At 75.3% G+C, this 13,732-nt stretch carries 10 protein-coding genes; 9 read left to right on the top strand and 1 reads right to left on the bottom strand.

Annotated features, from left to right (window positions below; genetic code table 11):
* Window positions 1–214: 214 nt before the first annotated feature.
* On the bottom strand, window positions 215–1,156 hold the full coding sequence (locus ACFY4B_RS41255) for a ferritin-like domain-containing protein (protein ID WP_375877788.1): 942 nt from the start codon (window positions 1,154–1,156) through the stop codon (window positions 215–217).
* A gap of 284 nt (window positions 1,157–1,440) precedes the next feature.
* Here ACFY4B_RS41255 and rimP point away from each other — a divergent pair, with 284 nt between their 5' ends.
* The 9 genes from rimP to ACFY4B_RS41210 all read left to right on the top strand — a co-directional run bounded on the left by rimP (window position 1,441) and on the right by ACFY4B_RS41210 (window position 13,669).
* Window positions 1,441–1,977 (top strand): ribosome maturation factor RimP, encoded by a 537-nt coding sequence (rimP, locus tag ACFY4B_RS41250; RefSeq protein WP_074006402.1) that lies wholly within the window; start codon window positions 1,441–1,443, stop codon window positions 1,975–1,977.
* Between the two features lie 55 nt (window positions 1,978–2,032).
* Window positions 2,033–3,034 carry a transcription termination factor NusA gene (gene nusA, locus ACFY4B_RS41245; RefSeq protein WP_049659751.1) on the top strand — a complete coding sequence of 334 codons (1,002 nt, stop codon included), beginning with the start codon at window positions 2,033–2,035 and terminating at the stop codon, window positions 3,032–3,034.
* A gap of 76 nt (window positions 3,035–3,110) precedes the next feature.
* Window positions 3,111–3,404, top strand: a complete 294-nt coding sequence (locus ACFY4B_RS41240) for a YlxR family protein (RefSeq protein ID WP_074006403.1) — start codon at window positions 3,111–3,113, stop codon at window positions 3,402–3,404.
* A 229-nt stretch (window positions 3,405–3,633) separates the two neighbouring features.
* Window positions 3,634–6,729: a translation initiation factor IF-2 gene (gene infB, locus ACFY4B_RS41235; RefSeq protein WP_387976664.1), complete on the top strand. Its 3,096-nt coding sequence runs from the start codon at window positions 3,634–3,636 to the stop codon at window positions 6,727–6,729.
* Window positions 6,730–6,877: 148 nt separating this feature from the next.
* Entirely contained in the window at window positions 6,878–7,174 is a 297-nt protein-coding gene (locus ACFY4B_RS41230; protein WP_030289887.1) for a DUF503 domain-containing protein, read from the top strand.
* Window positions 7,175–7,327: 153 nt separating this feature from the next.
* Window positions 7,328–7,768, top strand: a complete 441-nt coding sequence (rbfA, locus tag ACFY4B_RS41225) for a 30S ribosome-binding factor RbfA (protein WP_049658664.1) — start codon at window positions 7,328–7,330, stop codon at window positions 7,766–7,768.
* Window positions 7,769–7,770: 2 nt separating this feature from the next.
* The gene (locus tag ACFY4B_RS41220) at window positions 7,771–8,874 is read left to right on the top strand and encodes a bifunctional oligoribonuclease/PAP phosphatase NrnA (RefSeq protein ID WP_079272940.1); all 1,104 of its coding nucleotides are present in this window, start codon (window positions 7,771–7,773) and stop codon (window positions 8,872–8,874) included.
* Window positions 8,875–8,909: 35 nt separating this feature from the next.
* Window positions 8,910–9,839: a tRNA pseudouridine(55) synthase TruB gene (gene truB / locus ACFY4B_RS41215; protein WP_074006405.1), complete on the top strand. Its 930-nt coding sequence runs from the start codon at window positions 8,910–8,912 to the stop codon at window positions 9,837–9,839.
* Window positions 9,840–10,030: 191 nt separating this feature from the next.
* A complete protein-coding gene (locus tag ACFY4B_RS41210; protein WP_387976661.1) occupies window positions 10,031–13,669 on the top strand; it encodes a serine protease in 3,639 nt (1,212 codons plus the stop codon).
* Window positions 13,670–13,732 lie beyond the last annotated feature (63 nt).

Here is a 13,732-nt window from a genome sequence, read left to right as displayed (position 1 = left end):
GGCGTTCAGACCGTTGGCAGTCTGAAAATCACCCGTCACGCCCCTCTCCGCGGCCACCCCCTGCGCCACCCCCTCCCGCAGCGCGTCCCTCTCGCGGGGGGAGGGGCGGATGGGTGCGGGTGGGTGGGGCTGAAGGGGGTGGTTGCGGGCGCGCGGGCTTTCGCCCGGCGCGCCCGCTGAGGGGGGTGTCAGAGGGGGGTGCCAGAAGGGGGTGTCAGGTGGGGATGCCCGGGAGGGCGGGGGTGGGGGCGCCCCAGGTGTGGGCGCGGAGGGTGGCTTCGCGGAGGGCGGTGGCGGCGAAGGGGCGGTAGGGGGTGGGGAGGGTGAGGAGCAGGTCGGCGTAGGTGGTGGTCAGGCGGGTTTCCAGGTGGACGGCGAGTTTGGCGGCGTCGGTGGGGGAGGTGACGGGGAAGGGGAGCTGGTAGCCGGCGGCGGCGGGGGTGGGGGCGGCGGTGACGGAGGTGAGGAGGCGTTGCCAGGCGTCGCGTTGGGCCTGGTGGGCGGCGTGGGTGGTGCGGGCGGCGGTGCGCTGGGGGTCGTCGGGGAGGTGGGCGCCGACCACGCCGTAGCCGTAGACGGCGGCGTGTTCGGCGCTGAGGGCGGCCTGGAGGGCGGGGACAGCGGCGTTGGCGTCGGCGGCGCGTTCGGTGGTGCTGCCGGCGGTGGTGGTGCCGTCGGGGGTTTTGACGGGGGTCTGGTCGCCGAGGGCCGCGGCGTGCAGGGCGTTGCCGGCGGAGACGGAGGCGAGCAGGCGGGCGAGGGGCGGGCTGACCTCGTCGAGGCCCTGGAGGTGGGACTCGGCGGTCCGGTGCTCCATGAGGGCCAGCTCGGGGAGGGTGGGGAGGGCGCGGGACGGGGTGCCGGTGGGGGAGGGGCTCGCGCTCGGCAGGCCCTGGGCGAGGGCGGCGCGGTGCCGGGCGGTGTCGTCGCGCAGCGGTTGGAGCAGGGCGGTCTGGGCGCCCGGGGCGGTGAGCAGGCTGTCGTAGGCGCCGAGCAGGAGGTCGGTGTCGGCGATCGCGCGCAGGCGGGCCGGGGTGTCGAGGTCGCGGGGTGGGGTGGGGCCGGCCGGGTGGGCGCCGTGGGGGTCGGCGGTGCAGGCGGTGAGGGTGGTGAGCAGTCCGAGGGCCAGGAAGGTCCGTCGGCTGGGCGGCTGCATCGGGATCACTCCGGGCGGGTACGGGAGGACGGCCTCCCCGCCTGCCCTCGTTGGCGTGAATGATTACAGAATCCCCACGTTCCCGGGTGCGGTTCGGGGATGCCGTGCCGGGTGTGAGCTTGCTCGCAGTGGGTGGCGTGGGCGTGGTCGGCGGAGGTCCGGAATCGGTGGTTGGGGGCTTGACCGGATAGGCTTTGGGCCGAGCTGCCGTGACCCGGTGTGGCACACCGGGGGCGCGGGGCGACCTTCTGACAACAGCAGACGCGGCCGAGGAGTCCACCCGGATGAGCACCACCCACACCGACCGGCTGCGAGCGTTGCTGGAGCCGCTGGCCGAGCAGGCCGGACTGGATCTGGAGGACGTCAGGGTCACCCGGGCGGGCAGCCGTCGGCAGGTGCAGATCGACGTCGACACCGACGGCGGCGTGGACATGGACGCCATCGCCGAGTTCAGCCGGGTGGTCGGTGAGGCCCTGGACGAGTCGGACCTGATGGGGGACGACGCGTACCTGCTGGAGGTCGGCTCGCCGGGTGCGGAGCGTCCGCTGGTCCTGCCCCGGCACTGGCAGCGCGCCGAGGGTCGGCTGGCCAAGATCCACCTGGAGGACGGCGGGGAGATCGTCGCCCGGGTGCTGGAGGCCGACGAGGACGGCGCACTGGTCGAGGTGCAGCCGGTGAAGGGACGCGGCCGTCCGAAGGAGCGCCGTCTGGCGTACGCGGAGGTGGCCCGGGCGCGCGTCCAGGTCGAGTTCAACCGCAAGGACGACGAGCTCCTGGACGAGGCCGCGGACTTCGACGAGGGGGAGGACGGCGCCGAGTGAACCCCCGGTGCCGTACGACCATGACGAACGTGACGAAAGACGAGGAGGCGTAGCCGTGGACATCGACATGAGTGCCCTGCGCACGCTGGTCAACGAGAAGAACATCCCCTTCGACCTGCTGGTCGAGTCCATCGAGTCCGCCCTCCTCACCGCGTACCACCGCACCGAGGGCTCGCGCCGGCGGGCCCGGGTGAACCTGGACCGCAAGAGCGGCCACGTCACCGTGTGGGCGATGGAGGACCCGGCGGAGCTGGACGAGGGCGTCGAGCCGAAGGAGTTCGACGACACCCCGAGCGGCTTCGGCCGGATCGCGTCCAGCATCGGCATCCAGGTGATGATGCAGCGTCTGCGCGACGCCGCGGACGACCAGACCTTCGGCGAGTACGCGGGCAAGGAGGGCGACATCGTCACCGGTGTCGTCCAGCAGGGCAACGACCCGAAGAACGTGCTGGTCGACATCGGCAAGCTGGAGGCCATCCTGCCGCCGCAGGAGCAGGTCCCGGGCGAGGACTACCGGCACGGCACCCGCCTGAAGTGCTACGTGGTGGCCGTGCGCCGCGGCGTGCGCGGGGCTTCGGTGACGCTGTCGCGCACCCACCCCAGCCTGGTGAAGAAGCTGTTCGCGCTGGAGGTCCCGGAGATCGCGGACGGCAGCGTGGAGATCGCGGCGATCGCCCGTGAGGCCGGCCACCGGACCAAGATCGCGGTCTGGTCGCGCCGCCAGGGCCTGAACGCCAAGGGCGCCTGCATCGGCCCGATGGGCTCCCGGGTTCGCGCCGTGATGGGCGAGCTGCACGGCGAGAAGATCGACATCGTCGACTGGTCCGAGGACCCCCGGGAGATGGTGGCCGCCGCCCTGTCGCCCGCACGGGTGACCAGCGTGGAGATCGTGGACGCCGCCCAGCGTTCCGCCCGGGTGATCGTGCCGGACTACCAGCTGTCGCTGGCGATCGGCAAGGAGGGGCAGAACGCCCGCCTGGCCGCGCGCCTGACCGGGTGGCGGATCGACATCCGGCCGGACACCGAGGTCCCCGCCGAGGAATCGCAGGCCCGGTAATCATCGTTGTCGTGTGCGCCCCTGCCGGTCCTCCGGGATCGGCGGGGCGGCGCCATGTCGCTTCGGAGGGGTAGACTTGCCTTCGTCTGGCCGGACGCATGTCCGAGCACGCCCGGAACGCACCTGCGTGGGCTGCCGCAAGCGAGCGGCCAAGCACCAGCTGTTGCGTGTCACGGCGGTCGAGGGCGAGTGCGTCCCTGATCCCCGCGGCGCACTCCCGGGCCGGGGAGCTCACCTGCACCCCGATCCGGCCTGCCTCGACCTCGCGGTCCGCCGTCGGGCGTTCCCCCGGGCCTTCCGGCTCCAGGGCGCGCTCGACACCGAGCGGCTCCGCGGGTTCATCGGGGAGCTGGTGGGCGGAGCCCCCTAGCCGGGCGGCCTCCCGCGACACTCGCCGCTCGCGCGGCGGAGAACCACCGCAACAAGCACAGCGCTCGGGCAGCCGCGCGCCGTGCCACCAGTCAGGTACCTCGCGATGTGGAAGTAGGTCGAGATTGCGATGAGCTCTCGATGAGTACGCGATGAGTACGCGATGGGTACGCCCATGAAGTAGCGACAGTCCGGCGGACGAGACCCCCGGACTCATAGACAGGAGTGAAGTGGCTAAGGTCCGGGTTTATGAACTCGCCAAGGAGCTTGGCTTGGAGAGCAAGGCCGTCATGGCCAAGCTCACCGAGCTCGGCGAGTTCGTCCGTTCGGCGTCCTCGACGATCGAGGCGCCGGTCGTACGCAAGTTGACTGACGCGCTTGGTGTGGCCCCCACCGGTGGTGGTTCCGCTGCCAAGCCGGGCCCGCGGAAGCCCGCGGCGCCCTCCCCCGCGGCCGGCTCGGGTGCCCCGAAGCCGGGCGCTCCGACCCCGGGTCCGCGCCCCAGCGCGACCCCTGGTCCCCGTCCGACCCCGGCTGCCGCCGCGCCTTCCGCGCCGGCTGCCGCCCCTGCGGCCCCCGCGGCCGGAGCGGGTGCCCCGAAGCCGGGCGCTCCGACTCCGACTCCGGGCCCGCGTCCGGCCGCGCGTCCCGCCGCTCCGGCGGCTCCGGCCGCGCCCGCGGCCGAGTTCTCCTCGCCGGCTCCGGCCGAGGCCCCGCGTCCCGCCGCCCAGGCCCCGCGCCCGAGTGGCGGCCAGGCCTCCGGCGGTGCCCGTCCGGGCCCGCGTCCGGCCGGTCCGCGTCCGGGCAACAACCCGTTCACCTCGGGTAGCGCCACCGGCATGGGCCGCCCCGGCGACCGCCGTCAGGGTGGTCAGGGCGGTGCTCCGCGTCCGGGTGGTGCCCAGGGTGGCGACCGTCCGCGTCCGGGCGGCGACCGTCCGCGTCCCGCCGGTGCCCCGGGTGCCGGTGCGCCGCGTCCCGGTGGCGACCGTCCGCGTCCCGCCGGTGCCCCGGGTGCCGGTGCCCCCCGTCCCGGTGGCGCTCCGCGTCCCGACGGCATGCCGCGTCCGGCCGGTCCGCGCCCCGGCGCGCCGTCCCCGTCCGGCATGCCGCGCCCGAACCCGGGCATGATGCCGCAGCGTCCGGCCGGCCCGCGTCCGGGCCCCGGTGGCCGTGGTCCCGGTGGCCCCGGTGGCCGTCCGGGTGGTCCGGGCGGCGCCGGCGGTGCCCGTCCCGGCTTCCAGGGTCGTCCGGCCGGTCCGGGCTCGCGTCCGGCCGGTGGCGGCGGCTTCGGCGGTCCGCGTCCGGGTGGCGGCGCCCCCGGTGGTGGCGGCGGCTTCGGCCCCCGTCCCGGCGGCTTCGGCGGTCGTCCCGGTGGCCCGGGTGCCCGTGGTGGCACGCAGGGTGCCTTCGGTCGTGGCCCGGGCGGTCGCCCGGCTCGCGGTCGCAAGTCGAAGCGGGCGAAGCGCCAGGAGTACGAGGCCATGCAGGCCCCGTCCGTCGGCGGTGTGATGCTGCCTCGCGGCAACGGCCAGACCGTTCGCCTGTCGAGCGGCGCCTCGCTGATGGACTTCGCGGAGAAGATCAACGCCAACCCGGCCGCGCTCGTCTCCGTCATGTTCAACCTCGGTGAGATGGTCACCGCGACCCAGTCGGTCTCCGACGCGACCCTCGAGCTGCTGGCCGGCGAGATGGGCTTCCAGCTGGAGATCGTCAGCCGGGACGACGAGGACCGCGAGCTGCTGGAGTCGTTCGACATCGACTTCGGTGCCAACGAGGGCGACGAGGACCAGCTGGCCCCGCGTCCGCCGGTCGTCACCGTCATGGGTCACGTCGACCACGGTAAGACCCGCCTGCTGGACGCGATCCGCAAGTCCAACGTGGTGGCCGGCGAGGCCGGTGGCATCACCCAGCACATCGGTGCCTACCAGGTGGCGACGATGGTGAACGGCGAAGAGCGCCCGATCACCTTCCTCGACACCCCGGGTCACGAGGCGTTCTCCGCCATGCGTGCCCGTGGTGCCAAGTCCACCGACATCGCGATCCTGGTGGTCGCGGCCAACGACGGTGTCATGCCGCAGACGGTCGAGGCGCTGAACCACGCCAAGGCCGCGGGTGTGCCGATCGTGGTCGCCGTCAACAAGATCGACGTCGAGGGCGCCGACCCGACCAAGGTCCGCGGTCAGCTGACCGAGTTCGGCCTGGTGGCCGAGGAGTACGGCGGCGACACCATGTTCGTCGACATCTCCGCGCGCCAGGGCCTGAACATCGACCAGCTGCTGGAGGCCGTGGTCCTGACCGCGGACGCCTCGCTGGACCTGCGGGCCAACCCCGAGCAGGACGCGCAGGGTATTGCGATCGAAGCCCACCTGGACAAGGGCCGCGGCGCCATGGCGACCGTCCTGGTCCAGCGCGGTACCCTCCGCGTCGGTGACTCGATCGTCGTGGGCGACGCCTACGGCCGCGTCCGCGCCATGCTGGACGAGAACGGCAACAACCTCGCCGAGGCGGGCCCGTCCCGTCCGGTGCTGCTGCTCGGTCTGACCTCGGTGCCCCGCGCCGGCGACAGCTTCATCGTCGTCGACGAGGACCGCACCGCCCGTCAGATCGCCGAGAAGCGCTCGGCCCGCGACCGCAACGCCGCCTTCGCGCAGCGTCGGGTCCGGGTGTCCCTGGAGGACCTGGACAAGGCCATCGCCGCCGGCTCCATCGAGCAGCTCAACCTCATCATCAAGGGTGACGTCTCCGGTTCGGTCGAGGCCCTCGAGGACGCCCTCGTCAAGCTGGACGTGGGCGAGGAGGTCGAGCTCCGGGTCCTGCACCGCGGTGTGGGTGCCATCACCGAGTCCGACGTGGACCTGGCGATGGGCTCGGACGCCATCATCATCGGCTTCAACGTGCGCGCCGAAGGCCGTGCGCGCGCCGCGGCCGACAAGGAAGGCGTGGACGTCCGGTACTACTCGGTCATCTACCAGGCGATCGAGGAGATCGAGAACGCCCTCAAGGGCATGCTCAAGCCGGAGTACGAGGAGGTGCGCCTCGGCGCCGCGGAGATCCGCGAGGTCTTCCGCTCCTCCAAGTTCGGCAACATCGCCGGTGTCCTGGTCCGCGACGGCATCATCCGCCGCAACGCCAAGGCCCGCCTCATCCGCGACGGCAAGGTCGTGGCGGAGAGCCTCACCATCGAGGGTCTGCGCCGCTTCAAGGACGACGCGACCGAGGTCCGCGAGGGCTTCGAGGCCGGTGTCACCCTGGGGTCGTTCAACGACATCAAGGTCGAGGACATCATCGAGACCTACGAGATGCGCGAGAAGCCGCGCGCCTAGTCGGTGTCAGCCGGGGCCGGTCGACGGGTGGTATTTCCGTCGACCGGCCCCGGTCTCGCTGTGTAGGGTCCGGGGTAGTCACACAGTGGCGCCAGCCCGTTTCCGGGCTGCTCCCCGAGGCCTTCCAGGTCGGCGAGACCTGTCATACATGTTCGTGGGAACACTCACCTTCGACCTGCTGCTGGGCGACGTCCACTCGCTCAAGGAGAAGCGTTCGATCGTGCGGCCCATCGTGGCCGAACTGCAGCGCAAGTACAGCGTGTGCGCTGCCGAGACCGGGAACCAGGACCTGCACCGCCGGGCCGAGATCGGCCTCGCGGTGGTCTCCGGCGAAGCCGGGTACGTCACCGAGGTCCTGGACAGCTGTGAGCGGTTGGTCGCCGGCCGCCCCGAGGTACAGCTCCTCTCCGCGAGGAGGCGGTACCACAACGACGACGACGAATGAGGACCGTGGAGCCGGCCGACGGAAGTCGCCGTTCTCACACGGATCAGGACCGAGAGCGCCCGCAAGGCCGGGCGCGGGCCGGTACTTTGGGGCGTGGGCCCCGACGGGTGCGCAGTTCTCCCGGGTACCGGGCCCATTGCACGAGGAGGCAACGTGACCGACACCGCTAGGGCGCGCAAGCTCGCCGACCGCATCCAGGTGGTCGTCGCCCAGACCCTGGAGCGGCGGATCAAGGACCCCCGACTGGGGTTCGTGACCATCACCGACACCCGGGTGACCGGGGACCTGCGCGAGGCCACCGTCTTCTACACCGTCTTCGGTGACGAGACCGAGCGCGAGGCCACCGCGGCCGCGCTGGAGAGCGCCAAGGGCGTGATCCGCTCCGAGGTCGGCAAGATCGGGGTGCGCTTCACCCCGACGCTGACCTTCGTCGCGGACGCGCTGCCGGACAACGCCCGGAACATCGACGACCTGCTCGACCGGGCCCGCAACTCGGACGCCGCCGTGCGCACCCGGGCCGCGGGGGCGAGCTACGCCGGCGAGGCGGACCCGTACCGGGTTCCGGCGGCCGAGCGTGACGACGAGGACGAGTAGTCATGGCGGGTGAGCCGGCGCAGGCCGCCTCGCGAGCCGGATCGACCACGGGGGCGTCCTCCACCAGCACGGTGGAGGGTGCCCTCGTGGCGCTTCCGGGCCCGCGCGCCGAGGAGAGCGGGTTCGAGCTGCTCTGGCAGCAGGTGGTGGCGGAGATCGGGCGGGCCCGTTCGATCGACCTGATCTGCCACATCTGCCCGGACGGCGACGCGCTGGGCTCCTCGCTGGCGGCGGCGCTGGCGCTGCGGGCGCTCGGCAAGCAGGTGCGGGTCTCCTTCGGCGACGACCCGCAGGTCGTGCCCGAGTCGCTGGCCTTCCTGCCCGGCCAGGAGCTGATCGTGCCGGCCGTCGAGGTGCCGGACGTGCCGGAACTGGTGCTCTGCTTCGACGTGGCCGCGGAGAGCAGGCTCGGCCTGCTGCACGCCAAGGCCTTCGCCGCGCCCGTCCTGGTGGTGCTCGACCACCACGCCTCCAACCCGGGCTTCGGCACCCACCAGCTGATCGACCCGACCGCGCCGGCCACCGCCGTGCTGGTCGACGAACTGCTGCGCCGGCTCGGCGTGGAGCTGGACCAGGAGCTGGCCACCTGCCTCTACACCGGTGTCGCCACCGACACCGGTTCGTTCAAGTACCGGGCCACCACGCCCGCCACCCACGAGCTGGCCGCCCGGCTGCTGGCCACCGGCATCCGGCACGACCTGATCGCCCGGCAGCTGTGGGACACCTCCTCCTTCGGCTACCTCAAGGTGCTCGCGGGCGCGCTCGACCGGGCCGTCTACGAGCCGGAGGCGGCGGACGGGCTGGGCCTGGTGTGGACCTGGGTGCCCTACCAGGACCTCGCGCTGTTCAGCGTCACGGTCGAGGAGATCGAGGGGCTGATCGACATCCTGCGCCGCCCGGCCGAGGCCGAGGTGGCGCTGGTGCTCAAGCAGGACCCGGACGGCACGCTGCGCGGCTCCTCGCGTTCCAAGGGCGCGGTGGACGTCGCCGCGGCCTGTGCCGAACTGGGCGGCGGGGGGCACGTCTTCGCGGCCGGATTCAGCGTCCGGCAGGACGTGGCCGCGGTGGTCGAGCGGTTCCGGGGCGCCCTGCGACCGGTACGTTGATCATCTCTGCTGTTGTTGTTGAGAGAAAGAACCCGATGAAGCGCAAAGGCACCGGCCCGGACGGCCTGGTGATCGTCGACAAGCCTGAGGGCATCACGTCGCACGGGGTCGTCGCCAAGCTGCGGTGGCTGGCCGGGACCCGGAAGGTCGGGCACGCCGGCACCCTGGACCCGATGGCCACCGGCGTCCTGGTGATCGGCGTCGAGCGGGCCACCCGGCTGCTCGGCCACCTGATGCTCACCGCCAAGACCTACGAGGCGACCATCCGGCTCGGCCAGACCACCGTCACCGACGACCGCGAGGGCGAGGTCACCGCCTCGGCCCCGGCCGACGCCGTCACCCGGGAGGCGATCGACGCCGGGATCGCGGCGCTCACCGGCGAGATCATGCAGGTGCCGTCCAAGGTCAGCGCGATCAAGATCGACGGCAAGCGCTCGTACGCGCGGGTGCGCGAGGGCGAGGAGTTCGAGCTCGCGGCCCGGCCGACCACGATCCACTCCTTCACCGTGCACGGGCAGCGCGCGGCGGTCGCCGAGGACGGCACGCCGGTGATCGACCTGGACGTCACCGTCGAGTGCTCCTCCGGCACCTACATCCGGGCGCTGGCCCGGGACCTGGGCGCCGGGCTGGGCGTCGGCGGGCACCTGACCGCGCTGCGGCGCACCAGGGTCGGGCCGTACGGGGTGGAGTCGGCGCGCACCCTGGAGCAGCTGGAGGCCGACGTCACCGGCGAGTCCGCCAAGGGTCTCGAGGTGCTGCCGATCGGCGAGGCCGCGGCGGCCGCCTTCCCGCGCTGGGACCTGGACGAGGCCTCGGCGGAGAAGCTGTCGCACGGCGCCCGGCTGAAGGCGCCCGGGATGGGCGTGGACGGGCCGATCGCGGTGTTCGGGCCGGACGGGCGCTTCCTCGCGCTGGTCGAGGAGAAGGGCGGGCAGGCGAAGCCGGTCGCGGTCTTCGTCGGCTGACGCCCCCGCTGTTCGGAGCCCCCGTCGGGAATCGTCCCGACGGGGGCTTTCCCGTTCCCGGACCCCCTTTCACCCGCACGAGGGAGCGCGCGGAGTGAACGCCCGTGGTGAGCGGCGCGGGCGCGGTCGGACCGCCTCCCGCGCGGGCAGGCTCCGGGCGGCGGGCGAGCGACGGTCGAGGGGGCAATGGGATGCCGGGGTTTCTGGAGGGCGATCCGGGGCGGTACCTGCTGCGGATCCGCGACCTCAACGGGCGGCTGCACGGCTTAGGGTTCGTCGCCGACCCGCAGGGGGGCGTGCTGACGGCGCACGAGAGCGTGGCCGGACTGGACCGGGTCGTCCTGCACACCCCCGGCGGGCAGACCAGGGTGCTCGGCCCGGACGCCGTGCTGCCGCTGCCCGGGCACGGGCTCGCCCTGCTGCGCACCGAGGCGGTCGGCGGGCTGCCGGTGCCGCCGCTGCCGCTGGCCGCCGTCGCGGCCGGGCACGAGGTGCTGCTGCCCGCGCTGGCGGGGGAGGACGGCCGGGTGGTCGCGCTGCGCTGCGGGCTGCTCGGGGTCACCGGCGCGGCGTACGGCGGGCACCGGCTGGGCGGGGTGCTGCTGCTGGACGTGCCGGTGGTCGGCGGGGTCGCGGTGCCGGCCGGCTCGCCGGTGCTGGACGCCCGCAGCGGGGCGGTGGTCGCGCTGGCCGCGCCCGCCCTGCGCGACCCCCGGCACGGCGGGGCGCTGCCGGCCGTGGCGGTGGGAGCGGGCCCCGCGGACGGGACGGCGGCCGCCGGGGTGCTGGCCGGGCTGCTGGCGAGCAACGCGGCGGCGGTGCCCGGCTACGGCCCGGCGCTGAACCTGGCCGGGGTGCTGCGGCTGACCGCCGTCCAGGTGACGGCCGCCGGTGCCGGGCCGGCCCGGGTGGCCGACCTGGCCGCCGACCGGGTGGACCGGCCGGACGGCCTCGCCGGGGACGAGCCGGCCGCGACCGTCACCGCGCTGGTCGGCGCCCCCGGCAGCGGACGCACCACCGAACTGGCCGCGCTGGCCGCCCGCCGGCACGGCGGCGCCCACCCGCTGCCCACCCTCTGGCTGCGCGGCGCCGACCTGCGGGCCGGGGACCGCTCGCTCGCCGAGCCGCTGGAGCGGGTGCTGGCCGCCGCCGCGGCCGGACTCGGCACCCCGGCGCCCGCGCCGGAGCCGGTGGCGGCGCTGTGCGCGGCGGCGGGCCGGCCCCTGCTGGTGGTCCTGGACGGCCCCGAGGAGGCCCCGCTGGCGGTGGACGCGCGCTGGCTGCGCGGCGCCGGCCAGTGGCTGACCGGCTGCGGCGCCCGGCTGGTCACCGCCTGCGGCGAGGAGCTCTGGGAGCGGCTCGCGGCCGAGACCTGGGGGAGCGGCACGCCCGGCCCCCGCCGTACCGCCGAACCGCACCCGGACGGCGACCTGGGCAGCGCCCCCACCGTACGGATGGACGGCCGCGGCCCGGACGGGCCGAGCCTGGCCGGGCAGCGGCTCGGCCCGCTGCCCCCCGAGGCGGCCGAGCGGGTGCGCCGCCGGTACGGGCTGCCGCCGGGCCACCCGGCCGCCGCCGGGGACGGCGGGCACCCGCTGGCCGTCCGGTTGGCCGGGGAGCTGTGGGCCCAGGGGCTGCGCGACGGGCCGGTGCGCCGCGGCGAGCTGTTCGACGCCTTCCTGGACCTGCGCTGCCTGCGGGTGGCCCAGCGGCTGGCCGAGGACGGCCGGCCGCGCCGCCCGGGCGCCCACCGCCGGGGCGCGGTGCGGCCGGCCGGGCCGCGGCACCGGCGGGTGCGCCGGCTCGCGGCGGCGGTGGCCGGGCGGGTGCACGAGGCGGCCCGGCGGATGCTCGGCGGCCGGTCGGGCGGCGGGCTGGACCGGGCCGTCTTCGAGGAGCTGTTCCCGGTCGAGGGCGGCTGGGCCACGGCGGTGCTCGCCGAGGGCCTGTTCGTCCCGGCCGGGCCCGGGTTTCGCTTCGCGCACGGGGAGTTCGCGGACTGGCTGCAGGGCCGGCACCTGGACCTGGACGCGGCGCTGCGGCTGCTGCTCGGCGAGGCCGAGGACACCCCGCCGTGGCCCGCCGACGAGCCGGCGGAGCCCGGCGGCCACCCGGCGGCGGAGACGGCCGCCGGGGCGGACGCCGTCCCCCGGCACCGGATCGGCCCGGTCGCCGCCGCACTGCGCCGGGTGGCCGAGACCTGGGGCGCCGGCGCCCTGGACCCGTGGCTGCACCGGATCTGGCGCGCCCTGGACCTGCGCCCGCCGGGCAGCGAACCCGCCTGGTGGGCGGCCCGGTTGCTCGCCGAGGGCCTGGCCGTCGGCCCGGACCCGGCCGAACACCGGGCGCTGCTCGACCAGATGGCGGCCCGGATCGCCGAACGGGCGGGCGGGACGGGCGCAGTGGCGCTCCCGGCGGCCGGGCTCGGCCGTTTCGGGCCGGCCTTCTGGACCGGCATCGGCCTGCCCGTCGAGGCCGAACTCGCCCTGCTGCGCAGCCTGGTGGCCGCCGACGGCCCCGGGCAGCGCTTCCTCGCCGTGGTGGCCCAGCGGCTGCGCGCCGACCCGGTCGGGGTGTTCCCGCTGCTCTGCGCCTGGTTCGAGGACCCGCGCGGCCTGCCGGGCCGCCCGGGGCGCACCGTCGCCGACCTCGCCCACGACCTGCTGTACGCCCACCGGCGGCTCGCCCTGGACGAGTTGGCCGACGCGCTGGCCGCCGCCGCGCACCCGCGGGCGGACGCGCTGCTCACCGTGCTCGCCGCCGAGGAGCCGTCCGCGCTCTGCCGCGCGGTGGACCGCTGGAGCCACGACCGGCGGCCCGAACGGCACGTCGCGGCGGCCGTGCACGCGCTGCGGACCGCCCCGTACGCCTCCGGGGCCGGCGTCGAGCTGCTGCGGTACACCGCGCTGACCCTGCTCGCCCGCGAGGACGAGCCCGGTCTGCACGGGGCCGCGCTGGCGCTGCTGGTCGGCGATCCGGCGACCCGGGCCGAGCACCTGCCGGCCGCGCTCGCCCTGCTGCGGGCCGGCGGCGACGCCTTCCTCACCCCGCGGGCGCTCGCCCCGGCCCTGGAGAGCGACCCGGAACCCGTCCTGGCGGCCTTCGCCGAGTGCTCGGCCGCCCCCGGCGCGGCGCCCGCCGAGACGCTGCGGGTGCTCGCCGACGCCACCGCCCCGGCGGCCGTGCGGCGGGGCGCCGAGCTGGCCGCCGGGCTGCTGCGCGGGAACCCGGGGCTGGCCGGCCCGGTCGCCGTCGACTACCTCGGCCGCCGGCTGGCGCGCGCCGCCGCCGGCCCGGCCGACCGGCTGGAGCTGCGGGTGCTGATCGGCGCCGCGCTGGCGGCCCGCAGCGCGGCCGTCCGGCGGCCGTTCGCCGAGGTGCTGTCCGTCCCGGTGGCCGACCCGGCGGCGGACGCGCTGCGCTGCGAGCTGCTGGACACCCTGCTCGCCGCCGAGACCGACCCGGCGGTGCTGACCGTCGCCGTGGAGCGGCTCGCCGAGCACTGCGCGGCCGAGAACCCGGCCCGGGCCCGGGCGGTGCTGGCCCGGGCCGGCACCGGGCTGCCGGGCGCGGACGAGCTGCTGGTGCGCTGCGCCGGGCGGTCGGCGGCCTTCGCCCGGCTGCTCGCCCGGTGGCCGTCCGGGGCCGCGCCGACCGCCCCGGACGGCCCCCGGCTGGCCCGGATGCGGGCCCTGGCGGCGGCCGGACGGGACCCGCAGTACGCCGCCGCGGAGGCCGAGCGGGCCGTCTCCGGGCGGGCCGCGGGGCCCTCGGCGGGCTCAACCCGTATTCCGGTGCCTGAGCCGGGGCAGGCGCATGGCACGCTATAGGGGTTCGGGTTTTGAGCGTTTGAGCGTACAGAGGGTACGCGCCGTACGGAACAAGGAGCGGTC

Source organism: Kitasatospora sp. NPDC001261, assembly GCF_042896795.1.
In the GTDB taxonomy this organism is placed as follows: Bacteria; Actinomycetota; Actinomycetes; order Streptomycetales; family Streptomycetaceae; genus Kitasatospora.
The sequence above is the reverse complement of the archived record's forward strand: the minus strand, read 5'-3'. Positions and strand labels throughout refer to the sequence as shown.

What these genes read in the sequence shown, in the direction of transcription:
- ACFY4B_RS41255 (WP_375877788.1), bottom strand. Translation starts at nt 1,156, where the DNA reads ATGCAGCCGCCCAGCCGACGGACCTTCCTGGCCCTCGGACTGCTCACC.
- rimP (WP_074006402.1), top strand. Translation starts at nt 1,441, where the DNA reads ATGAGCACCACCCACACCGACCGGCTGCGAGCGTTGCTGGAGCCGCTG.
- ACFY4B_RS41230 (WP_030289887.1), top strand. Translation starts at nt 6,878, where the DNA reads ATGTTCGTGGGAACACTCACCTTCGACCTGCTGCTGGGCGACGTCCAC.
- ACFY4B_RS41220 (WP_079272940.1), top strand. Translation starts at nt 7,771, where the DNA reads ATGGCGGGTGAGCCGGCGCAGGCCGCCTCGCGAGCCGGATCGACCACG.
- truB (WP_074006405.1), top strand. Translation starts at nt 8,910, where the DNA reads ATGAAGCGCAAAGGCACCGGCCCGGACGGCCTGGTGATCGTCGACAAG.
- ACFY4B_RS41210 (WP_387976661.1), top strand. Translation starts at nt 10,031, where the DNA reads ATGCCGGGGTTTCTGGAGGGCGATCCGGGGCGGTACCTGCTGCGGATC.